A 22,496-nucleotide genomic window follows, 5' to 3' on the forward strand; every position below is an offset into this window, starting at 1 on the left:
GATTAAGGCTGGGATGCATGTGGCTGTCTGTGAGCAAGTGGAAGATCCGCAAGAAGCAAAAAAACGTGGTGCAAAGTCAGTTGTTAAGCGTGAGGTGATCCGCCTGATTACAAAAGGGACTCTCACAGAAGAACACTTGCTTGAAGCGGATGAAAATAATTTCATTCTTTCCGTTGTTCCGCATGAAGGCGAAGATAGGTTTGGTCTTGCTGTTCTTGATTTATCGATTGGACTTTTCCAGACTGAAGTTTCAGATTTAAAGAATTTAGCCGCCAATATTGGAAAGTACGGACCAGCTGAGATTTTGATTTCTGATTCATTTTATGAACAAGAAAAGGTTAAAGTGCTATTTGATATTTATCAACAGCGTTTAACGCTTTTACCAATTCGGCGGTATGATTTGGCGAATGCGCAAGAAAATATTCTGCAGTTTTATGGAGTTAAAAGTCTGTCAGTTTTTGGCGATTTTAGTGAGCCTGAAATTTTAGCCGCTGGTATTTTGATGGATTATATCTATCAAACCCAAAAGGGAACGATGCCAAAACTAAGATCTTTGGTGAAGCTTCAGGAAAATTCGGTCATGCAGATTGACTCAGCCACGCGTAATAATCTTGAGTTACATCGGACTTTATCAGGGAATCGGAAAGGGTCTTTCATTGATGCAATTGATCGGTCAATGACTTCGGCCGGCTCACGTTTGTTATCTCGCTCTTTGTCAGCGCCTATGCTCAATCTTGACAATATTCAATCACGACAGGATTTTGTTTCCTTCTTCCATGGAGCAGATGATCTCAGAGAGAAGATAAGAGGTTATTTACAGCAATATCCAGATTTAGAGAGGGCTTTTTCACGCCTTTCATTAAAGCGCGCAGGACCAAGAGATTTGCAAGCTATTTACAGAGGGCTCTGTGTTGCGGGTCATTTGAAAACAAAAATCATTCAATATTTTGCAGATTTTCATACGATTCGTGAGCTTGCGAAAACCTTAGATCAGATCCATGATTTCAGCGCGATTCGAGAAAAATTACGCAGAGCTCTGAATGATGAGCTGCCACTTTTAACAAGAGATGGTGGGTTCATCCGGCCAGGTTATCATGCAGGTCTTGATGAGCTCCGTGGTCTCAAAGAAAATGGCAAAAAGCATATTGCAGGCTTGCAGCAAAAATATCAGGAAATATCAGGAATTCCATCACTTAAGATTAAGTATAACAATGTTCTCGGTTACTTTATTGAAGCAACACCAACAGTTGCTGATAAAATGGTGACGGGTAAAAATGTTGAGTATTTTATTCATCGTCAGACACTGGTGGGCGGTAGCCGTTTCTCAACGGTTGAGCTTGGAGAGCTCGAGCAAAAAATGGCAAGGGCTGAAGATCAGAGTGTTGCTTTGGAGCTTGAGATCTTTGAAGAAATTTGCGGAGATATTTTGCATAAAGCAGATTCAATTCAATTGGCCGCTGATGCGGTTGCTTTGATTGATGTGGCCTCTGGTTTTGCAGAATTGGCGATTGAAAAAAATTATGTTCGCCCCAAAATGACCAATTTAAAAACATGTCGTATTCTCGGAGGACGTCATCCTGTTGTTGAGCAAGTCTTGATGAAACAGAATGGAAAGAAATTTATCGGAAACAATTGTCAATTAGGGGAGACAGAACGTCTTTGGTTGTTAACAGGTCCAAATATGGCGGGTAAATCAACTTTCTTAAGACAAAATGCTTTGATTGTGATTCTGGCGCAGTTGGGGAGTTTTGTGCCGGCAACTGAGGCTGAAATTGGTTTGGTTGATCGTGTTTTCAGCCGTGTTGGTGCAGCTGATGATCTTGCAAAGGGTCAGTCAACCTTTATGATTGAAATGGTTGAAACAGCAGCGATCTTGAATCAAGCAACGGATCGATCTTTGGTGATTTTGGATGAGATTGGGCGAGGGACAGCGACTTATGATGGGCTTTCAATTGCCTGGGCAACTTTAGAGCATCTGCATGATGTATTGAAGTGTCGAACTTTGTTTGCAACTCATTACCATGAATTAACGGAGCTGGCTGGAAAGTTAAAGTCAATGGCCTGTTACACAATGCGTGTTAAAGAATGGAACAATGAAATTATCTTTATGCATGAGGTGATGAAAGGGGCTGCAAGCAGGTCTTACGGGATTCATGTTGCTCAGATTGCTGGATTGCCGAAAACAGTGATTCAGCGAGCAGAGACGATTTTGTCAATTTTAGAAAAACTGAAGCCAGAATTTTCAGTTGATGAATCATCACAGTTGCCTTTGTTTCAAGTGCGTGAATCGGATCAAAATTTTAAGGATGAGTCTTTTGTGAGCGAAGAAATGCAGAGTAACATTGCGAGCTTCACCAAAATGAGAGATAATCTTGCTGATGTGAATCCCGATGATATGACCCCAAAACAGGCATTAGAAGTTCTTTATCAGTTGAAAAAAATGGCGAGCTAAGATGTTAGAACAGAAAATTGATCCTAAAAATTTCAGTGAGTATAGACTTGTCTTATGTCTTTTGGGATTGATTTTAAGCATTAAGCTATATTTATTGTTTTATGTTTTGGATCCGATTTTTTGGCCTGATACGGGTGGGTATCTTGGTTATGCAGATTTCATTCTTGAACAGGGAAATATCTTTGCGAAAGAGAAATTTGGGCTCGCTGCCATTCAAACAACTTACTTTCGAATGTTTGGGTATCCTGTGTTTATTGCTATCTCTAAAATTCTGTTTGGTGACTTTTGGCCGAAAGGTCTTGTTATATTACAGTTTTTGATTTCAGCTGTTGCCTCATTCTATGTTTATCGATTCTCTCGGTTATTGAATTTATCAAAAGGCTTCTCGCTTTTTGTTTGTTTCTCTTACGCCACAGGCGCTGGATTGGTTTTTGATTTTTCAATTTTAACGGATAGTTTTTTTGCAAGCTTTTTGGTTATGGCTCTTTTTTATGCTGTTCGTTCTGTTTCAAAAGAAAGGCACATCGCATATCGAGACTTGTTCTTATCGACCTTCTTTCTTATATGTTGCTTATTGCTTCGTGAAGGAGCATTCGTACTGAGTCTTTGCTTTATGCCATGGTTTATCTTGGGTGCTTTAAAAGAGACGGGTGGGTTTTTTATGGGATCTGTTAGATTTGTGAAACTCTGTATTTCTTTTTATGCACCATTGATTACGATTGTTATCTTTTTACAGATGTGGAACCATAGTTTCAGTGGTTATTATTTTTTAGCGACAGGGATGCAAGCAGTTTATTTTCAGCGTCCAATAGAGCTGGTTTATGATGGCTTATTATCGCCTGGTATGATGGATTATTTGCCTAATGATTATCAGAGTGCAGCAGAGGCTGTTTTTAAAAAATTTGTCTTTTATGAAATTATACATTTCAATGACCTTCTTTATAAAAATTTTGATTTGAACGCGATTCAGATTTTAGAAATTGGGAAGCATTTTTATATGAAGCTTTGGATGGCTGAGCCGGGACTTATGTTTTTGGGTGTGTTGAAGAAAATGAAATTTTTATTGTTTTTGGAACAGAGCTTTCGTCCTTTAGGATTTTTTAAAGATCTCTCAAAATACACAGATTATTTTACTTGGGTAAGCTTTAGAAACTTACGATTAGGGAAAATTACGGGTGCAGATATTTCTGTGGGAACTTATTTGCTTTATGTCGGCAATATGTTAACGCAAGCTTTTTCTCTTTGTGTTGGTTTTGCGTTTGTCGGATTACCTTTGGTGACGTGGTATGCGTTTGCCCGTGGTTTGATAAAAAGAATCGATGTTCTCAATCATTTATCATTGTGGTTTACAGTTTGGATTTTCTATGGCGTATATGCTCTTATTCACGTTGAGATTCGATATATGATCGCTATTATTCCCTTGATGTTTATTGGCGGTATAAGGGCTTTTCAAACTTTAAACTCATTGAGAGCCGCTCGTTTATAAATTGATAAAGCGCATTATTTAATAATTTATAAAAGGCTTTGGGCTAAGATGACCATCAGAACAAGATCATTTGTTCAGATAAAATCTTAAGTTGAGCTGTGGTAATGAAATCAAAAAGTCCGATTCTGGTTATTGAAGATTATCAATTTTTTCTGAAATCAAATTATCTGTTTGAATCATGGTGGATAAAATTCTTGTATTTTATCAAAGTGAGATTGACGCGAGCACATTGTAAAGATACTACGCGTGACTTTTTAAGTCTTCTTCCTATGCGAGAAGATTTTGTAGAATGGCTCAAAATATTGGATTCTATGAAAGTAGCCATCTATCTTGGGAAACAATTTCCGGAAGAGCTCAGAGACATATTCTTAGATAAATTTCCATTTCTGAAAAAACATGCAGCAAAAGGAGAGAGTCAAGATCTATTCTTTTTAAAAGGAAGTATCGCTCATCCTCTTATTTTTAAAAATGAAGGTAAGAAGCAAGAGCAAGTAAGTGATGATAAAAAAATTCCTTTTCCGATGTTTATAGGGTATCAATCAACAGTTTTTTTAAAAGTGAAATCGTTTATAAAAGCGATTCGGTGTCAACAATATATCAAAAATATTTTGATTCTTGTCCCTCTCGTGGCATCACATAATATATTTGATACGGATAAGTTATCGATGGCACTCATTGCATTTTTTGCTTTTAGTTTCTCGGCATCAACGATTTATGTGATGAATGATTTATTTGATCTTTTTGATGATCGAAAACACCCAACAAAGAAAAATCGACCTTTGGCTTCAGGCGATATTTCAATTCAGACATCGCTTTTCACAATACCTGTTTTGTTATGTCTGTCGATTTTTTTAGCTTCTCTTGTTTCAAGCCAGTTTGTTATTTTGGTTTTTGGCTATCTGATTCTTAATCTGGCTTATACCTTATTTTTCAAAAGAATCCCTATTTTTGACATTATTCTTTTATCTAACATGTATACATATAGACTCATTATAGGTTCTGAAGCAACAGATATTCCTTTATCATTCTGGTTGCTAGGGTTTAGCTTCTTTTTATTTTTAAGTCTTGCTGTTATTAAACGATATAAAGAATTGTTTTATTTAAGAGAACAGACATCAAGTACGAAAAGCGAGAATAGCCGAGGGTATCGTATTGTTGATATGTCAATTCTTTTAAATATGGGCATGACCAGTGGTGCGATTGCCGTTTGGTTTTCTCTCTCTATATCAATAGTACAGATATTCAGCTTTTGTACAGCCACCCTGAATATTTGTGGCTAGCTTGTCCTTTTATGCTTTTATGGATAGCATCGTTATGGCTTGCAACTGTCAGGAATGAAATGTCTGATGATCCGATCATTTATGCTCTGACGAATAAAAAAAGCCTATTTTTAATTGCAATTTGTGGACTTATATTAATCAAAGCAACGTGAGGTCATTATGATGTTAAGACAAAATATTTTGCATAGACTCTTGGTTCTGGGTGTCCTTTTGGGCGTATCGTGCATTATGTATTTAACAAGTAAGACAAATGGTGAGTTTTGGTGGAGCGATGCACCAAGACATGCTTTGAATACCATTTTCTGTGCAGATTTGCTCAAAGATATGCCTCTAACGCATTTAAAAAATTACGCTTATGATTATTATTTTCAATATCCAGCTTTAACTATTCTCTTTTATCCTCCTCTTTTTTACGTGACTGCCGCTCCTTTTGTATTAATGTTTGGCGCAACAAATGGTGTGATTCAAGGGATTGTCATTGTGCATTTTTTTTTCTTAGCTCTTGGAGTTTATCGACTATCGAGATTTTGGTTCTCAGTTCCTCTCTCACTTGCGCTTAGTGTCGCTTTTTGTTTTTTGCCTGATATAGCAAAATGGGCTAGGCAGATTATGCTGGAAATACCTTCTTTATGTTTCTTTATATGGTCTATTTTTTTCTTTTTGAAATTTCTGCAAGGGAAAAAAGATAAATACTTATATCTAACAACACTGTTTATTCTTTTAAGCATGTACACTAAGTTTACAGCCATCTTCATCATTCCTGTCTTTGCTTTATTTTTGCTGTGGGAGTATAGGCTTGATTTATTCAGAAAAAGAGTTTTTGTCCTGAACATAATCATTTTATGCTTATGTATGCTGCCATTGGTTTATTTGACACTATATTTTGGTAAAACGAATTATGAATCTATGACCAATATCAGTGATGCACCGCTTAGTAAGCTTACGCTTGAAAATTGGTTGATCTATTTGAAATTTATACCAAGTCAGATTGGGCTTGTCTTAACGTATGTCTTGATTGCATCATGCCTGATTTCTTATGTTTGGACGAAATTGCAACATCGTGATTATTTTGCGTTTCAAGATTTTCAGAAAAAAGGTTTTATTTTTCTCTGTGCGTGGTATGTGTCAGGTTACATATTTTTTAGTTATATCTCTTTGAAACAGTCTAGGTATAGTTTATATATTCTGTATCCGCTCTTGTTTTTAGTCTTTTTTGCAGTTGATCATCTCAGAAAAGAAAATAAAATATGGTCAACTCTTTGTGCTTTTTTAATTGCAGTGTTTGTGATGGTGAGTACGCTTCTTTATTATCCAGCGCCTTTTGTGACAGGCTATAGAGAATCAGTTGATTTTATATCTGATAAAATTCCATCTCAGACAAATGTAATGATTTCTGCTTATAGAGATGGGTCTTTTATTGCGAACATGCGAATGTATGCGGGCAGGAACGATGTTTCAATATTCCGGTCTGACAAACTGTTCTTGCATGTCAATGATCGGAAAAGCTTGGGAGTTGGAGAGAAAAACTTTTCAGAAGATGAGATTCTCGAAATCATCAATCGCAATAGAATTTCATATGTTGTTGCCCAAGATGAGTTTTGGATTGATGTTCCTCAGATGAAAAGAGTAGATAATGTTTTAAAATCATCTCATTTTCAGAAAGTGTTTGAGATTATTCCAACTGCTTTTGAGCCGATTCATGAAAGCAAAATAATTGTGTATAAGAATTTATCAAAGCTACCAGCTGAAGCCATTAGAGAGCCGATTGACATTCCTAAGATCGGTGGACAGATTGAAAAACATAATCAATAGTTATGCAAATTTTAATTCATCAACAATAATTGCGCCGCGCGATGCCATAAAATAAAGGCCTAGGTGATGAGCGAGTGCTTGTGGATGTCGTGCTGAGTCGGGCAGGGTATATTTTTCACACATTTGATGATTAATTTCAAAAGTAGCACAGCCTGGCTCATAGACGATGATTTCTTTTAAAGTAGAGCCAAAGAAACCTCTGTTTCTAACAGATAGGGAGATAAGAACCAAATCCATCACGCAGACATCAGTGCATATGCCTGTGAAGATCAAATGAGTTAGCTTGTGATCTTTGACCCACTTGATAAAATGATTTTGACCATTCTCATCCATTGCACCAATAAAGCCATTGATGCATTCTTTTTCGAGAAAAGTTACATGCGTTGAAGTTTCCATCCATTTTAATTCATCAACAATTTCGGCTTCTTCTGTCCCTTTTAGACAATGTGGTGGATAAGGGGGTTCATATTTTTCAGGATGATGACTATCTTTGAAGAAATAGGTCGGATGTTTCTTTTCGTGAAATTGAGCGGAAAGTGAAGAAACTTCAGATATCATAGAATTAATTTGAGCATTTGGTGCAAGAGGGGCAAGAGAGCCAGCGCCAACTTTTGTAAATCCTTTGATTAAATCAACAATCACTAACCCAGGACGGTCGTTTGATCCAAGGCCAATGGTTTGAGGGTGAACAGGCATTTGTTCTTGAATTTGATCTTCGAGTGTCATAAACAGTCCTTCCTCAAAGGATTGAAATTATTAAATGGTCTTTATTCTATGATAGAATACAGAAAATAACAAGCTTAGCATAAGTTAAAGATATGCTTAACAAAAGGCGATAGGTTTCTTCACTTTTTATCATTTTGTTTCGGTTAAAATTGTGATTGAATCTTAATAAATGGTCAGATTGAAATTGATAAGAGATCGAAAATGAAAAAATATGACTTTGCAGCACTTAATGTTTTAATTGTTGATGATAGTGCTTTTATGAGAAAAACGTTACACAAGATTCTCACGGGCTTTGGGTTTCGTTCTATTTTTGAAGCTGCAGATGCTGTTGATGGTTTGTCACTTTTAAAGCAACATAGCATCGATCTTGTCATTACAGACTGGGTGATGGATCCTCTTGATGGAGTGGAATTTACGAAAATTATTAGAGCTGGAACAGATACACCGAATCCTTATGTGCCGATCCTGATGTTAACTGGTTATACGGAGAGATATCGTATTGAAAAAGCAAGAGATGCAGGCATTACTGAATTTTTAGCTAAGCCAATCTCATCTGAAATACTTTTTAAAAGATTGGTTGCAGTCATCGAAACACCAAGAAAATTTATTGAAACGGATAAATATAAGGGGCCGGATCGTCGGAGAAATAGGCCAGATAGCGATTATAAGGGCGATGAAAGAAGAAATGGTAATTTGCAAAAGGAAATGTCAGTTAATGACATTGATGCTCTTTTGAGTAAGGGATAGAAGATGACAAAGAAGGATAAGGACGTTAAAATGATTACGAGCTTTGCAGAACAGGATGAGATGCTAAGACGTAAAGTCAATACAGGAAATGGGGTTATACCAACTGTTGCCATTTCAGCCGGCAAAAATGCATTGAATCAATTAACTGTTGAATATGAGCAATTACTTATTCTACAGGTCGATCAAATTGTACATCTTTTTAATCAAATTGAGCAAGGAAAGTTCGAATTTGAGAAAGGACTTACCCAGATATATGAGCTGTCTCATTCTATCAGAGGGGAGGCTGGCATGTTTGATCTACGATTTTTAGGTCGTGTCGCAGCGAATCTTTGTCTTTTTATCGAAACATTAGAAAATACGAAGAGCGTAGATTTAAATCCAAGAATTCTAAAAATTATTCAAATTCATCTGAATTCCCTGAAATTGTCGGGAAATAACATTACAACAGGTGAGATTACGCCTGATCAAATACCGCTGCTGGATCAGCTTGGTGAATTGCGTCAAAAATTTGCGCAATTCATCAATCAATGAGGTATTTCACTTGGTTCTGAACTCGGCTTTGTCGCCATTATGTAGCTGATGCCTTTATCTTCAAAGGGAAGCTCTAAGAGATCACCCGGATTGATGGGCTCGCCACTTAATAGAGCCCGCATGATTGCTTTGCGTGCTGGATGTTCTCCTGCTGAGTTTGTTGAATAGAAAGGGGCATATCCTGATTCTTCTATGGCTAGTCTTGCAATAGATGCCTCTCTTGCAAGGACTTCAGAAAACTGCGGGTGCATGTATGGGGGTAAGTGACGTGCTGTATTGTAAGTCGCCTCAAGACCTGTTTCTTGTGTGAAAATTTGATTTGAGTCTTTGAGTTCTGATGGCCACTCGTCACCTTTTTGCATTTTATCGAGGCTTAATGCTGTTGCAAACTGGAATAAATGACTGTGAAATGGGCTAATTGCATCGATATGAATCCTGCCTCCAGGCTTCAACAGGCGGTGCATCTCAGCAAGCATTGCTCGGATTTGTTCTGGATCTGTATAGTGCATAACATGGTTACAGACAATGCCATCAAAGCTTGCATCGGGCAAATCTTTTGTTGCTTCCGGAAAATAACCATAGTTAAAAGTGACTGCCTCATTTAATTTATCGGTTGGCATAAGCTCTGGTGCTGCAAGTTTAAAAAGATCTAAACTCCGTGCATCAGGATCATTCATCACAACAGTTGCTCCCTTTTGAAGAAGTTCATAGCTTTGTGAGCCTGCGCCACAGCCAATATCAAGATAGGCATCACCAGGTTGTACGTGATTAAGGATTAATTCTTGTGGGCGATTGTTGAGATGCATGGATGAGCCAACACCACCTTTGGTTTGAGTGTTGTCACCTTTGAGAAATTTGACCTCATCATATACATCATAAGCGGTTATGTCTGCATTATTGTCACTTTTTAATTCAGAGAAAGGGATTCTGCCTTTAAATTGTTGATGGCTTGCACGAATGGCTTGAAGATCGCTCTGTATACGAGCTTCGTATGTTTTTTGGGGTTGGCCTGATTCCTTGGTCTTTTTTATAAAGTTGTTGGTGGATTCTCTGCTGATTGAGATGAGAGCATTTGTATCATAGGCTGAATCTGGAATCGTAAGAGCAGGGCATTTTGTATAAATCAGTTTTAACAATTCATTGATCTCGTCATCTGTTAGATTTGTGTCTTGTATTATTTTTTTGAGTGTTTCATGATTAAGCTGATCTAGTTTTGCTTGATCCTCTGATGTTATCTTCAAGGACTCTTTTAAAATTTGATCGATGCTTGTTTGCGGCATAGGTGTTGGTGTGAGAAGAGTTTGTTTAAACGCTGTATACTTCATCTTTGCTCGGCCGCGTGCATAATCTCTATCCAATATTTTATATTTCTGAACAACACTCTCATGAGCAATATTTTCGATAAGTTCACCTTCAGCATCGTAATAGTTGCTCTCTCTTTTTTTGATTTGCAAAACATATGTATCTTGTTGTGCTTTCACTTCAGGAAAAAGTCTTATTTGTAGAATGCGATCTTTTTTTCCAAGAGTTTCTTGATTCAGCAGGCATAAAAGAGCATTTCGTGCATTGCGAGGGACCAAGACACCATCATTATAGACATGAGCAAGCCATAAAAGAGCTTCACTTTTTTCAGGTGAGATAGGGTTTCTCACTGTATTCAAGAAAAATCCCTCAATTGTATAAAAAATTTCGTCTTTATTATTCTTGTTTAGAAGTAAAGAGCATTCTAGAATTTTTTTATGGTTAATCATTGAAGGTTTTGGTATTGCAGTCTTATTTGGAAGAGATTGTTGAACCGCGGTGAGGGTATCATAATCTTCTATCACAGTGGAAGATTTCCAAGGATTACCGGAATATACAGATCTCAGATGATTGAGCATTTTTTCTGAGACTTGCTCAAGAGGATCGGATTCTTGCATCAATTGATCAACAATCTTGTTCATTTCAGCAATAGTTCCATCAGTTATATTATAGCTAGAGGTTTCGTAAGCTTGCAGCAGACAATCGATTGCTTTATCGTAATTGATTTGAGTGCCTATTCCTTGGGCATAGATGACACCTAAATGTCTTAACGCTTCGGCGTTTGGTTGCTCAGGGCTGGTTGCTTTTTCAAAATGAAGACGAGCTTCTTCATTTTTGCCTTCTTGTAACATTATTTTACCTAAGATCAGATTTGCTTGCATGGAATTTGATTTTTGTAGATCGTAAGTTTTTTCGCCCACATCACTTGTCATATCAGCTAAAAAGACACCTTTTGTTTCTTCAAAGAAAGCGATGGCTTTGGTTGCAAAGTCCGTTGCTGTTGCAAAATCACCCTTGGCAAATGAGGTTTCAGCCATACGGAGCTGCGCGCCTGGGTGCATTTGTTCAGCAGCTCTCGTATATAAATTGAGAGCCTTATCAGCCTGTTGTGGATCTCTGCTGTAAATCTCAGCAAGCATAAAACATGCTTCATCATGATTTAATTCGGCCGCTTTCTCTAAATAGTCAAGTTTCAGGGTCTCTGATTGAGGAACCCCTTTTCCTTTATCATGTAAGAGTGCGAGTTGAAACAACGCATCTTTATTTCCAAGTTCAGCTGCCTTTAAGAAATCTTCTGCCGCTGCTTCATATTGTCCTGTATATAGAGCCATTCATCGCTGCTTTATGACAGGATCGAGCTTGAAGAGATTTGTGTTGAGGATTTACCTGCGTGTCTGCACTTGTTCGGTGTGCAAGGTCTTTTTGGTCGTTTTTCTGAGTTTTATCAGTGGTTTCATGTATATGAGGCTGATCTGGAATTGGTTTATTATGGATATCGCTCATGGGTTTTCTCCGGTTAAAATTCTTCCTTAATTATACCACTATTAAATAAAATTTTATTTGAATTTTGCTAATTTTAGAAATTATGTTCAATTTTCTTGGTTTCTTCGCATAAATGAGATATAGTAAATTAAAAAAGGAGACGGTCCAATGATGTCAGTTGCGATTTTAATCGATACCATTCTAAATATTTTTTTCTGGTGCATTATTTTGTCAGCAATTTTGAGTTGGTTGATTGCATTTGAAGTTATCAATACGCAGAATCGTTTTGTTTTTCATCTTTATGATTTCCTGAATCGGATTACAAATCCATTTTTAAAACCAATTCGTCGGATAGTGCCATCTATTGGCGGTGTTGATATTTCCCCTGTTATTTTGCTGTTAGCGATTATATTCATTCAGAATTTGCTTGCGGAATATGTCTTTAAAGCTTAGGGGTAAGGAATTTCAGTCAATTAATGAGTACGAATAATGAAGCCCATATTTTAGATGGGCAAAAATATGCAAAAGAAATTGAGCAGGACGTTGCCTCTTTCTTGGCGGCAAAATCGATAACGGATATAGCTCTTCACGTGATTTTGGTGGGACATCATGCGGCCAGCCATCTCTATGTAAATCGAAAAAAGAAAGCCTGCGAGCGTGTTGGCATGCAGGCTGTTGTTCATGAATTTACTGATGATGTGTCTGAGACGCAGTTGCTTCAATTGATCACAAAACTGAATCAGAATAAAGCAGTTACAGGCATATTGGTTCAATTGCCTTTGCCAAAACATATTCACAAAGAGAAAATTCAACAAGCAATTGATCCCCAGAAGGATGTTGATGGATTTCATATCGAGAATATCGGCAAGCTTGTCTCAAATATTGAAACAGGACTTTTCCCTTGCACGCCTCAAGGATGTCTATATTTGATCAAGCAAGTCATGCCTGACATTCGTGGCAAGAGAGCTTTGGTGATTGGTCGATCCCTTGTGGTCGGCATGCCTATGTTTCATACGCTTGTGAATGAAAATGCAACGGTCACAATTGCCCATATTGATACAAAGAATCTCTCTGTTTTGTGCAAAGATGCAGAAATTATTGTTTCTGCAACCGGCGTTCCTGGGCTTGTCAAAGGGAGTGATGTTTCTAAAGGAGCTATTGTGATTGATGTTGGCATCCATAGGCTTGTTGATTCAACAGAAGGAACGCGTATTGTTGGAGATGTGTGCTTTGATGATGTTCGCCAAAAAGCTTTGGCTATTTCGCCTGTTCCTGGTGGTGTTGGACCTATGACAATTGCCTTCTTGCTCAAGAACTGCCTCAAAGCATACATGCTTCAGCGGTCATAAAATGCTAAAAGGGACCTCAATGAGGTCCCTTTTTTGATCCTATATATGCTTGACTCTTATTCGTCATCCCACTCGAAAGAATTATTGATGCTCGTATTTAAAGCGTTTGGATCTAAGTATTCTCCAACTTGCATGTTGTCAAAGGCTGCTTGTAAAGCGCCAACCCCAACAGGAGCTGCAATCCTTTGAGGCGGAACAGCAACAGGCGCAGGATCAACAGTCTCGGATGCGTTGCCTAGAAATGAAATAACCAATGAAGCACGGTCAATTGGGGCGTCATCTTCAGGATCATGAATGGCTTCGCGTCTATTCCCAAGAGCTCCTGCAATTAAGCTTTGCGGACTCGTTGGTAGAATCGGAGCACTGAGTTGACGTTCAGCAGCTGGGCGTAATTCGCGTTGACTTGAAATATGTGCTGCCATCAGGGAAACCATATCTGGTCGTCTTTCTGGTGACGGATTTGGGTCTGCAGCGGGAGCAGGATTTGGAACAATAACCGGAGCTGGTTCAGGATTTGGCGCTGCTACAATAACAGGAACAGCAACAGCAACAGGTTCAGGTTCAGGTGCTGCAACGACTACCACAGGAACTGACTCTGGTGCAGCAACAGGCGCCGGATTCGGATTAGGTGCCGCATTTTCATGTTCATCAATCAAATCATAGAGCATTCCTGTAATTTCACCAACAGGGAGCGGGCCCATCTTCGGTGGAAGAGGTCTTGCGACAGGTGGAATTGGAGAAACAGCTGGTTCTGGCATTACAATTTTAGGAACCATCTTTTTCCCTAATATTTGTGGAACCGCTTTTTTTCCTTGCGCTGGAGCGCTTTTTGTTCTTTTCGGCTCTGGTTGCTTTGGAAGAGCAATTGGAGCAGGGTTTGCATTAGCCGCTGCTGCTGGATTTGGATTAGGCGCATCAGCTGGTGCGATTGCCGGTTGCGATGGTGCCTTTTTCAAAAGATGACGGAAGTCAACAGGAGCTGTTGCGTCAGGTTGTTTTGCTTCTTTCTTAGGGGCTGTCTTTAATTTAGGTGTTTTGACTGCCTGAGCAAGAGCGTCTCCGAGGCCGTTCGCTGGTGCAGGTTGAGGATTGTTTGCATTTGCAGCTGGATTAGGGTTTGGATTTGGTGCAGTTCCAGCATGAGCGCCAGGGTTTCCGGCAGGAGCTGGGTTTGCATTTGCTGCTGGTGGTGTTGGTCTCAATTTACGTCCATTTTGAATTTGAGCCAAAAGAGCGTTTCTTCCTGGATCAGCTGCGGGTGCAGGGTTAGAATTTGCAGGCGCTGGATTTGCAACAGGAGCTGGCGCAGGCATTGGAGGTGCTGCTGGCGGAGTAGAGGCTGCAGGTGCTGGATTTGCAACAGGAGCTGGCGCAGGCATTGGAGGTGCTGCTGGTGGAGCAGAAGCTGCAGGCGCTGGATTTGCAACAGGAGCTGGCGCAGGCATTGGAGGTGCTGCTGGTGGAGCAGAAGCTGCAGGCGCTGGATTTGCAACAGGTGCTGGCGCAGGCATTGGAGGTGCCGCTGGCGGAGCAGAAGCCGCTGGCGCTGGATTTGCAATCGGAGCTGGCGCAGGCATTGGAGGTGCTGCTGGCGGAGCAGAAGCCGCTGGCGCTGGATTTGCAACCGGAGCTGGCGCAGGCATTGGAGGTGCTGGTAGGAATCCATTCGGAGAAAGGGCTATTACGTTTCTTCCATTAAGGAGAGGCCCTGCATTGATTCTATTGTCTTGGTGTGCGTGAATATACAAATCAATAAATGCGTTGAATGAAGCTCTAGCATCTTCGATGCGGGCATCAACTCTTGCGACAATAGCTGGCACATTGCCCTGTTTTGCAATTTGTAATTGATTGAAGGCTTGTGGATATGTTTTGAGGTAGCCTTGGATTGTTTGGAGTTCTGGTGCATTTAGATTAAGTGCTTGGTCAGGATTTGCTGCAGTATCTCGCAAAAGTTGCAATACAGCTGGTGTTGGTGCGAGATTTTTTCTTTGTAACACAGCGTAAAGGTTTTTGTTAGATAATTGTCTTAGTACATTATTTGCCATTTGTTGAATATTAGCACGTGCTGCATCAACATCAGCTTGATTGACAACAGGTGCTGCCGCAGCTGCAACAGGTGCTGGGATGTGTGGAAGATTGGGTGAATTTACAATAAGATAGTCAACATTTTTGGATTGAGCAGGAAGTAGCTCTACTTCTTGAGCGAGGGCTGTTGCTGTATGTTGGTCTAGGCCAAAAGCAATCGTAAGGGAGAGCACACAAATAAGATCGCGTTGGTCTTGTGAATTGTTGTAGATTGTTGTTAGTAGATTTGGATCAAGATTCGATAAGATTTGTGTGTAATCAGCATGTTTTAAAAACCCCCATTGTGGTGTGTCAAATTTTGGATCTAATCCCATGACAACTGGGTCTGCTTGAACCTGGAAGGTTTGGATGTTTTGTGCTTGTATTCTCATTTGAGACTCCTTGTTAAATGATCTTTTTAGAAATAAGAACGTGACGTTTACTTTATGTTCTGTTTTTCTTGTGCAAAACTTTGATTATTGTTGTTGTCCAATAACGAATGCACAAGTTGTTTGTTTCATAAACGCCGTAATGCCGGTATGATCTTAAATCATCTATACATTATTGACTGGCATCTTATATTTACATTTATCAAAATGCAATTATTTTTTAATGCTTTGTTAAGAAAATTTGAAAGGTGTTGCAATATTTATGCTTGCGGTTCTTTTTCTTGCAAACCGTAAAGCTTTGCGTATGTTCCTTTTTGGGTAAGCAAAGATCTATGGGTTCCGCTCTCAATAATTTTACCTTTCTCGAGAACATAAATGTAGTCTGCCTCAACGATTGTTGAAAGCCGATGGGCAATCACAAGTGTTGTTCTTCCCTTTTGAAGAGACTGAAGGGCCTGTTGTACAGCCCGTTCGGACTCTGTATCAAGCGCTGAAGTTGCCTCATCTAAAAGCAGAATGGGTGCGTTCTTAAGCATTGCTCTTGCAATTGCAATTCTTTGACGTTGACCACCTGAGAGTCTAACGCCATTTTCACCGATCTTTGTTTGATATCCGTGTGGTAAGGTCATGATAAAGTCGTGTGCGGCTGCAGATTTTGCAGAGGAGATAATTTCAGCTTCAGTGGCATCGATTTTACCATATTTAATATTATTGAAAATCGTATCATCAAAAAGAGCAATTTCTTGACTCACCAAGGCGATTTTTTGTCGTAAAGATTCAAGGGTGACATCTTTAATATCTGTGTTGCCAATAGAAACAGAACCATCACTGACATCATAGAATCTTGGAATAAGGTTAAGAATCGTTGATTTTCCTGCGCCTGATGTGCCAACAAGGGCAACCATTTTACCGGCATGAATATCAAAGCTCACATTATCGAGTGCTGCGATTGATTTCTCATCATCTGTTTGAGTTTCATAACTGAAAGATACATTGTTGAAGTGAATTGAGTAATCTGTCACTTTAAGTTTTTTTGCATTTGGTTTGTTTTGAATGCTGGGTTCAATTTCAAGGATGCGGAAGGTGCGATCAGCCGCAGCAAGGCCAGCTTGTAGATTGGCATTCAGTTTTGCCATGCGTTTCATCGGTTCATAGGCAAGAAGAAAAGCAGTAATGAAGGACATGAGCTCACCTGCTGTGCGAGTTCCGCTCATGATTTGATACCCGCCATAAACAACAATCGTTACGATGGCAATTGCGCTGAGCACTTCCATAACAGGCCCAGAGAAAGCGGCAATTCTGAATGATTTCATGTTTAATGAGAAGAGGCTGTCAATAACTGTCGCAACGTGTTTTTGTTCTTGCTCTTCCATTGTATAGGCTTTAACGTGCCTTATGCCTTGGAATGTTTGTTGTAGAAGTGTTGCAAAGGCGCCTGATTCAGATTGTGTTGAGCGAGAGACTTTTCTGAGTCTTTTTCCCATGCGGGCAACAAAAAAGGCAAGAAGTGGAAAGGCAAAGAAACTGCATGAGGCCAAAACCCAATCTTGTTTGAACATGAGAGCAATGAGAAAAATAAGTGTGATTGTGTTTTTTCCGATAGCTGTCAGGCAATCGGCAACAGCTGTGCGCATCATATTGACATCATTGACCATTGAAGAAACAAGACGGCCTGTTGTTGTTGAATGAAAATAAGCAACGTCTAAGCCAACAAGATGCGCATAAAGTTGCTTTTGAATTGTTGCAATGACACCTTGTCCGATATGGTTCATCTGTAGTGTGTGAATGTAAGTTGCAAAGCCTCGAATGGTAAAGCACGCAAAAATAGCAAAGGCAACAGGCCAGATGTGAGAAGATTCAGATCCTGCAAAGACTTTGTCGAAAATTGGTTCCATCAAAAGAGCAAGCCCACCAGTCATAGCAGCATCAATGACCATAAAACTCCACGAAATAAATAATCGTGACTTAAAAGGTGGGAGATAAGACATAATGAGTCTTTTAAGAAGGTCCCAACTGGATCGGTCTGGAGTATGGTTGTGCTTCATTTTTGCCATCTGTAAAAAAATTAACGTTGATCTAACATATCCTATTTTAAAATAGATGTAAATTTCTCAAGATAGAAATAACACTTCAATAGTTTATAAACAAGAAAAGAAAAATAAAATGTTTGGAATGAAACCAAAAGTTCAAGAGGCTCCAAAAGAAGAGGCTCCCGTTAAAGAAAAAAGAAGACCCAAAATTGGACTCGCACTTGGGAGTGGAATCGCAAGAGGGTGGGCTCATATTGGCCTTATGCGTGTTTTTGATAAATATAATATTCGGCCTGATGTGATTGCGGGTACCTCGATCGGTGCTGTTGTTGGTGGAATGTATTTGGCCGGCAAGTTAGATGAGCTTGAGGCTTGGGCTCGATCTTTAAAGCGCGTCAAGTTGATGAAATATCTTGATTTTACAGTGAAGACAGGTGGTTTGATTACGGGCAAAAATTTAGATCAAGAACTCGCCAATACGCTTGGTGATGTTTTAATTGAAGACTTACCAACACCATTTGCTTGTATTGCGACTGATCTTTTAACAGGTCACGAAATTTGGCTGAAGGAAGGACCTTTGAAAGATAGGCTGAGAGCTTCTTTTTCATTGCCAGGAATTTTTGCACCTGTGCTGCATAATGAACAATGGCTTGTTGATGGTGCCTTGGTTAACCCGATACCTGTTTCAACTTGTTATGCGATGGGGGCTGAGATTGTGATTGCTGTCAATTTGAGTGGTGATATGATCGGCAAATCAAGAAAGCCAGGGAAAAATTATCAAACAATTGCTGGTTTTGATGTGATTGATTTTCTAGAATCCGATCAAAGTTCGCCAGGCACAGGGATTTTAACACGGTTTGCCAAGAATTTATTTTCACGAGATTATGATGGGCCAAGTATGATGGGCGCAATGGTTGCATCGCTTGGTATTATTCAGGACCGTATCTCACGGTCAAGGATTGCGGGCGACCCGCCAGACGTTCATATTGTTCCAAAAGTTGGGCATATCGGTATTATGGAGTTTGAGCGCTGCGATGAGTTGATCGCTTTAGGAGAAACAGCTGCCATTAAAGCTTTGCCAGATATTAAAGATGCTTTGTCTATCTATGGCGCAGATATTGATATCTAAAACTTCATGCACAATGCTTCTTTTCGGTGATTTTGTCGTCAAGTCTCGCCTTCGCTTCTCAAATATGTCTATATATTCTGCGATGCTCGGCTTCGTTTTTCCTAAAACTCCCTCGAAAATAATCTATTGTGCATGAAGTTTTATTTGATAATTGTTATAATTTTTGTGGTCACTGAGTCTGTGTGTAGATATCAAATGCTTGCTTTTGAACTTGTTTTTTACTTTTTTTCAAAATAAGCTTGACAAAATGGTTATTAATTCTTAGAGTTAACTCTCAAAATGAAACTTATTAACAGTCAAGGTTACAAAAATGGCTAAAGCAAAACCAAATCTCATTCGTATGATCAGCGAAGCTGGCACAGGTACATTCATTGTTCGCAAGAAAAACCCAAAAACAAAGCCAGAAAAGCTTGAGTTGAAAAAATATGATCCGAAAACACGTAAACATGAAGTGTTTAAAGAAGCAAAAATTAAGTAAGTACAAGGGCCAGCGAAAAGCTGGCCTTTTTGTTGATGGCAAAGGTCATATGTTCTGATTTGATTATATGTTAGCCCAAGCAGTAGCAAGCCTTAAGGGAAATGTTTTTGAATTTCTTCATGGAATTCATCGATGATTGCCTGGTAGGTTTTGCGTTTAAATGGCACGATTAATTTAACCAAAGAGTCAATATCAACCCATTTCCAGGAGTCAAATTCTGGGATTTCTGTTTTAATCGTAATGTCATCGTCAGTCCCAAGAAATTTTGCTAGAACCCACTTTTGTCTTTGGCCTAAGTACTTTCCATTCCATAATTTAGGTTGTAGAAAAGTTGGAATATCGTAGTAATGCCAATCACGTGAGATGCGGATGATGTTGATTTTATCAGTCCCAATCTCTTCTTTGAGTTCTCTTTTAGCGGCTGTGACGTAATCTTCATCATTTTCAATGCCGCCCTGAGGCATTTGCCAAGAGCCTTGATTATCAATACGCTGTCCAACAAAAACCTTTTTATCTTGGTTTAAGAGCATAACGCCGATGCAGGCACGGTAGGCATATTTATTGCGGTAAATCATTTGCTTGTGTCTTCTTGTTTGTCTGTCGTTTCTGCTGATTGAGTTTGCTTTTCTTTGTTCATTTTCTCTATATCATAAGCAGAAGCAGGCACAAGTGCAATACCTTTACTTTCAAGGGTATTAATCCAGTTCGATAAAAGTTTTAAAGTTAAAGGAGAGCTATGTGCATAGGCAACAACATGGCCACTCTTTAGGCTATGTAATTCAAGCTCTTTGAGGGATGAATTGATAAATTCTTCAGAGAGAACCGTGTCTATTTCACTGGTAATTGGAATGAATGGCAAAGAGATTTTATCAGCCAGTACATCGATATTATCTTCTTCTTTTCCATCCGTTATACTTGCAAATAAAAGGCCGCGATTCTGAATTTCATCAAGAACAGGTTCAATGAGGGTTGAGATTGACATTAAACGGGAATCTTTGAAAGTAACAAATCCGATATAACCTGTTGTGCGGGTCATATTCCATTTCAGTCTTTTGAGATTCATGGATGGTTCAAGATGTGACAAGAGAGCATAAGGGCCTGAGTCATCCTTCGGAAAATGCATTGATTCGACAGGCAACTCAATCAAGAATTCAAATCCTGATTGACGGAAGGTATTGGTCAGCTGATTCAAATTTTCAACATAAGGAGAAACAGATAAAGTAATTCTGTTTGACATCGTGGATATAATTGTCTCATTGATTGCACTGTTGAAGCCAATCTCAGTTAATATAATAGAGATTTTAGGGATGTTTGGATAGGATTTGCTCGGTTTGGCATAAACCACGTATGGTTTTGATCCATCTTTTGAAATAGCTGGCAGATAACCGTCAGCAGAGTCTTCATAAACACCAGGCATAGGACTGCTTGGGAGCGGTGATTTCGTTGAATCATTACTGAGATCTTCCTTCAAGGTCGGATCTTCGCTCATTTCTTCTGCTGTTTCAATCTTATTGTCAGGGGATTGATCTCTATTAATGACTTCATTTGAAATGGTAATGATTGCCATCGGTCCTTTTTCAGCTAATTTTTGTTCTGTTTTGTCTTTCATGACATAGGCAAAACCAATCATACCGCAGAGAATAAGGATGAATGTTATTAGAGTGATTTGAAAGGAAGATAAGGCAAAAGAAGGGATCAACCTTTTCAGGCTTTTTTGGGTTGGTTGATCAGAAGGGTTGGTTTCCATCTTTTGCCTATGATTGATTAACGATCAGCTTTTGCTGTTGTTGTTCCATTTCCTGTGCTGGGGTCTTGATCTGTTTTGATATCAGCTTTGTTGTAGATCGAAAGGCCAATGAGTAAGTCTTTAGCTCTTTCAAGCTGATAATCAATAATTTCTTCCCCTTGTGGGCCTGTCATTGTCGATGCTTTATCTTTGGGAGCCGTTGTCTTGGCAGGCTCTTTGGTTGCCGGAGCTGCTTCTTTTGAATTTGCATCCGGCTTATTTCCATTTTTCAGTGCATTTTGAAGATCTGCTTCACGGAGTCTTGTTGTGTCAATTTGCTCAACTTTTGCAGGAAGAACTTCAATATCTGGCTCAATTCCGAGTGCCTGAATAGATGTGCCGGATGGTGTGTAATACAGAGCAGTTGTAATCCGCATTGCTCCATTTCCTGGGAGTGGCATAATTGTTTGCACAGAGCCTTTACCGAAAGTTTTTGTTCCGACGAGGAGAGCTCTTTTATGGTCTTTTAACGCGCCAGCTACAATCTCTGATGCTGAAGCAGAGCCAGCATTGATGAGAACAACGAGTGGTTTGTTATTTGTAAGATCACCTTTGGTTGCAAAAAATCTTTGATCGTTTTCAGGATTTCTGCTTTTGGTTGAGACGATTTCGCCTTCATTTAAAAAGCTATCAGAAACAGAAATGGCTTGGTCAAGAAGTCCTCCTGGATTGTTTCTTAGATCAAGGATATAGCCAATAATCTTATCTTCGCCAATTTCTTTGCTAAGGTCTTTGATTGCTTTTTCAAGGCCAATTTGTGTTTGATCATTGAAATTCGTAATGCGGATATAGCCGATATTTCCTTCACGATTTGAGCGAACGGATTTGACTTTGATGAGGGCTCTGACAAGCTTAACATCAAAACTTTGTGGTGGATCACCTCTGCGGATGGTTAGAGTGATCGGCTCACCAACATTACCACGCATTTTTTTGATAGCAGCAGAGCTTGTCATTGTTAAGATAGATTCACCATCAAGGTGTGTGATGAGGTCATTTGGCTGAAGTCCTGCTTTCTGGGCAGGTGTTTCATCAACGGCCGTAATGATTTTGACGTAACCATCTTCCATTAAAAACTCAATGCCAAGTCCTCCGAATTCACCACGGGTTTGAACTTGCATATCTTTGAACTCAGCAGGATTCAGATAACTTGAATGTGGATCGAGTGATGTGAGCATTCCATTGAGAGCATTTTCAACAAGTTCAGCATCATCAACATCTTTTACATAAAAGGACTTAACACGCTCGTATACATCTCCAAAGAGATTTAATTGTTTGTAGGTTTCCTCAAAATTTCTTTTTTCTTTTGGAGCCGTTTGCTGAGCTATTGAAGCTGTCGGCGCTAAAAAAGCGAGGAGAAGAAGAGGTAGGAGCAAATTTTTCTTTGTCATTTTTTCAGAATCCTAAAATTTAAGTTCTATCAGGAGGTTATATTATAGTGTGAAGCTTGCAAAAA

17 protein-coding genes are annotated in these 22,496 nt (G+C 39.2%); 10 read left to right on the forward strand and 7 right to left on the reverse strand.

The genetic code is table 11. The features are described 5' to 3' along the window. The 4 genes from mutS to KBF71_03210 form a co-directional block, all read left to right on the forward strand. The coding region (gene mutS / locus KBF71_03195; protein MBP9877323.1) for a DNA mismatch repair protein MutS at positions 1–2,452 on the forward strand (2,452 nt) is incomplete at its 5' end. Position 2,453: 1 nt separating this feature from the next. Beyond that, positions 2,454–3,938, forward strand: a complete 1,485-nt coding sequence (locus KBF71_03200; protein ID MBP9877324.1) for a hypothetical protein — start codon at positions 2,454–2,456, stop codon at positions 3,936–3,938. Positions 3,939–4,042: 104 nt separating this feature from the next. Beyond that, positions 4,043–5,218: a UbiA family prenyltransferase gene (locus KBF71_03205; GenBank protein ID MBP9877325.1), complete on the forward strand. Its 1,176-nt coding sequence runs from the start codon at positions 4,043–4,045 to the stop codon at positions 5,216–5,218. A gap of 162 nt (positions 5,219–5,380) precedes the next feature. After that, positions 5,381–7,030 (forward strand): glycosyltransferase family 39 protein, encoded by a 1,650-nt coding sequence (locus KBF71_03210; GenBank protein MBP9877326.1) that lies wholly within the window; start codon positions 5,381–5,383, stop codon positions 7,028–7,030. Here KBF71_03210 and KBF71_03215 read toward each other — a convergent pair whose 3' ends face one another. Continuing rightward, a complete protein-coding gene (locus KBF71_03215; GenBank protein ID MBP9877327.1) occupies positions 7,031–7,756 on the reverse strand; it encodes an isochorismatase family protein in 726 nt (241 codons plus the stop codon). It lies immediately after the preceding gene. 201 nt (positions 7,757–7,957) lie between these two features. Between KBF71_03215 and KBF71_03220 the strand changes: the two genes are divergently transcribed. Together KBF71_03220 and KBF71_03225 are read left to right on the forward strand one after the other, a co-directional pair. Beyond that, positions 7,958–8,503, forward strand: coding sequence for a response regulator (locus KBF71_03220; GenBank protein MBP9877328.1), 546 nt, complete (start codon positions 7,958–7,960; stop codon positions 8,501–8,503). Positions 8,504–8,506: 3 nt separating this feature from the next. Beyond that, the gene (locus KBF71_03225; protein ID MBP9877329.1) at positions 8,507–9,034 is read left to right on the forward strand and encodes a hypothetical protein; all 528 of its coding nucleotides are present in this window, start codon (positions 8,507–8,509) and stop codon (positions 9,032–9,034) included. On the opposite strand, the gene KBF71_03230 is transcribed toward KBF71_03225, so the two are convergent. Next, complete coding sequence (locus KBF71_03230) at positions 9,028–11,667, reverse strand: methyltransferase domain-containing protein (protein MBP9877330.1); 2,640 nt, start codon at positions 11,665–11,667, stop codon at positions 9,028–9,030. The two genes, KBF71_03225 and KBF71_03230, sit on opposite strands and share 7 nt — an antisense overlap. A 319-nt stretch (positions 11,668–11,986) precedes the next feature. Here KBF71_03230 and KBF71_03235 point away from each other — a divergent pair, with 319 nt between their 5' ends. Both KBF71_03235 and KBF71_03240 read left to right on the forward strand, forming a co-directional pair. Beyond that, positions 11,987–12,271 carry a YggT family protein gene (locus tag KBF71_03235; protein MBP9877331.1) on the forward strand — a complete coding sequence of 95 codons (285 nt, stop codon included), beginning with the start codon at positions 11,987–11,989 and terminating at the stop codon, positions 12,269–12,271. A 23-nt stretch (positions 12,272–12,294) separates the two neighbouring features. After that, positions 12,295–13,167, forward strand: coding sequence for a bifunctional 5,10-methylenetetrahydrofolate dehydrogenase/5,10-methenyltetrahydrofolate cyclohydrolase (locus tag KBF71_03240; GenBank protein MBP9877332.1), 873 nt, complete (start codon positions 12,295–12,297; stop codon positions 13,165–13,167). Positions 13,168–13,223: 56 nt separating this feature from the next. On the opposite strand, the gene KBF71_03245 is transcribed toward KBF71_03240, so the two are convergent. Both KBF71_03245 and KBF71_03250 read right to left on the reverse strand, forming a co-directional pair. Beyond that, positions 13,224–15,623: a hypothetical protein gene (locus tag KBF71_03245; protein ID MBP9877333.1), complete on the reverse strand. Its 2,400-nt coding sequence runs from the start codon at positions 15,621–15,623 to the stop codon at positions 13,224–13,226. A 257-nt stretch (positions 15,624–15,880) separates the two neighbouring features. Then, positions 15,881–17,674, reverse strand: coding sequence for an ATP-binding cassette domain-containing protein (locus KBF71_03250; protein ID MBP9877334.1), 1,794 nt, complete (start codon positions 17,672–17,674; stop codon positions 15,881–15,883). 118 nt (positions 17,675–17,792) lie between these two features. Here KBF71_03250 and KBF71_03255 point away from each other — a divergent pair, with 118 nt between their 5' ends. Then, positions 17,793–18,779 carry a patatin-like phospholipase family protein gene (locus KBF71_03255; GenBank protein MBP9877335.1) on the forward strand — a complete coding sequence of 329 codons (987 nt, stop codon included), beginning with the start codon at positions 17,793–17,795 and terminating at the stop codon, positions 18,777–18,779. Between the two features lie 310 nt (positions 18,780–19,089). Then, positions 19,090–19,257, forward strand: coding sequence for a 50S ribosomal protein L33 (rpmG, locus tag KBF71_03260; protein MBP9877336.1), 168 nt, complete (start codon positions 19,090–19,092; stop codon positions 19,255–19,257). A 92-nt stretch (positions 19,258–19,349) separates the two neighbouring features. Here the strand turns inward: rpmG and KBF71_03265 are convergent, their stop codons facing one another. From KBF71_03265 to KBF71_03275, 3 genes are read right to left on the reverse strand one after another with little or no spacing between them, the layout of a single operon-like run. Further along, a complete protein-coding gene (locus tag KBF71_03265; protein ID MBP9877337.1) occupies positions 19,350–19,832 on the reverse strand; it encodes an RNA pyrophosphohydrolase in 483 nt (160 codons plus the stop codon). Further along, positions 19,829–21,004 (reverse strand): divergent polysaccharide deacetylase family protein, encoded by a 1,176-nt coding sequence (locus KBF71_03270; protein MBP9877338.1) that lies wholly within the window; start codon positions 21,002–21,004, stop codon positions 19,829–19,831. Before KBF71_03270 ends, KBF71_03265 begins: the two co-directional genes overlap by 4 nt. A 17-nt stretch (positions 21,005–21,021) precedes the next feature. Next, a complete protein-coding gene (locus KBF71_03275; protein ID MBP9877339.1) occupies positions 21,022–22,431 on the reverse strand; it encodes a S41 family peptidase in 1,410 nt (469 codons plus the stop codon). Positions 22,432–22,496 lie beyond the last annotated feature (65 nt).

This window comes from Alphaproteobacteria bacterium (assembly GCA_018063245.1).
In the GTDB taxonomy this organism is placed as follows: domain Bacteria; phylum Pseudomonadota; class Alphaproteobacteria; order JAGPBS01; family JAGPBS01; genus JAGPBS01.

What these genes read in the sequence shown, in the direction of transcription:
- KBF71_03245 (MBP9877333.1), bottom strand. Translation starts at nt 15,623, where the DNA reads ATGAGAATACAAGCACAAAACATCCAAACCTTCCAGGTTCAAGCAGAC.
- KBF71_03235 (MBP9877331.1), top strand. Translation starts at nt 11,987, where the DNA reads ATGATGTCAGTTGCGATTTTAATCGATACCATTCTAAATATTTTTTTC.
- KBF71_03210 (MBP9877326.1), top strand. Translation starts at nt 5,381, where the DNA reads ATGTTAAGACAAAATATTTTGCATAGACTCTTGGTTCTGGGTGTCCTT.
- KBF71_03225 (MBP9877329.1), top strand. Translation starts at nt 8,507, where the DNA reads ATGACAAAGAAGGATAAGGACGTTAAAATGATTACGAGCTTTGCAGAA.
- KBF71_03240 (MBP9877332.1), top strand. Translation starts at nt 12,295, where the DNA reads ATGAGTACGAATAATGAAGCCCATATTTTAGATGGGCAAAAATATGCA.
- KBF71_03255 (MBP9877335.1), top strand. Translation starts at nt 17,793, where the DNA reads ATGAAACCAAAAGTTCAAGAGGCTCCAAAAGAAGAGGCTCCCGTTAAA.
- KBF71_03270 (MBP9877338.1), bottom strand. Translation starts at nt 21,004, where the DNA reads ATGGAAACCAACCCTTCTGATCAACCAACCCAAAAAAGCCTGAAAAGG.
- rpmG (MBP9877336.1), top strand. Translation starts at nt 19,090, where the DNA reads ATGGCTAAAGCAAAACCAAATCTCATTCGTATGATCAGCGAAGCTGGC.
- KBF71_03220 (MBP9877328.1), top strand. Translation starts at nt 7,958, where the DNA reads ATGAAAAAATATGACTTTGCAGCACTTAATGTTTTAATTGTTGATGAT.
- KBF71_03215 (MBP9877327.1), bottom strand. Translation starts at nt 7,756, where the DNA reads ATGACACTCGAAGATCAAATTCAAGAACAAATGCCTGTTCACCCTCAA.
- KBF71_03200 (MBP9877324.1), top strand. Translation starts at nt 2,454, where the DNA reads ATGTTAGAACAGAAAATTGATCCTAAAAATTTCAGTGAGTATAGACTT.
- KBF71_03230 (MBP9877330.1), bottom strand. Translation starts at nt 11,667, where the DNA reads ATGGCTCTATATACAGGACAATATGAAGCAGCGGCAGAAGATTTCTTA.
- KBF71_03250 (MBP9877334.1), bottom strand. Translation starts at nt 17,674, where the DNA reads ATGGCAAAAATGAAGCACAACCATACTCCAGACCGATCCAGTTGGGAC.
- KBF71_03205 (MBP9877325.1), top strand. Translation starts at nt 4,043, where the DNA reads ATGAAATCAAAAAGTCCGATTCTGGTTATTGAAGATTATCAATTTTTT.
- KBF71_03265 (MBP9877337.1), bottom strand. Translation starts at nt 19,832, where the DNA reads ATGATTTACCGCAATAAATATGCCTACCGTGCCTGCATCGGCGTTATG.
- KBF71_03275 (MBP9877339.1), bottom strand. Translation starts at nt 22,431, where the DNA reads ATGACAAAGAAAAATTTGCTCCTACCTCTTCTTCTCCTCGCTTTTTTA.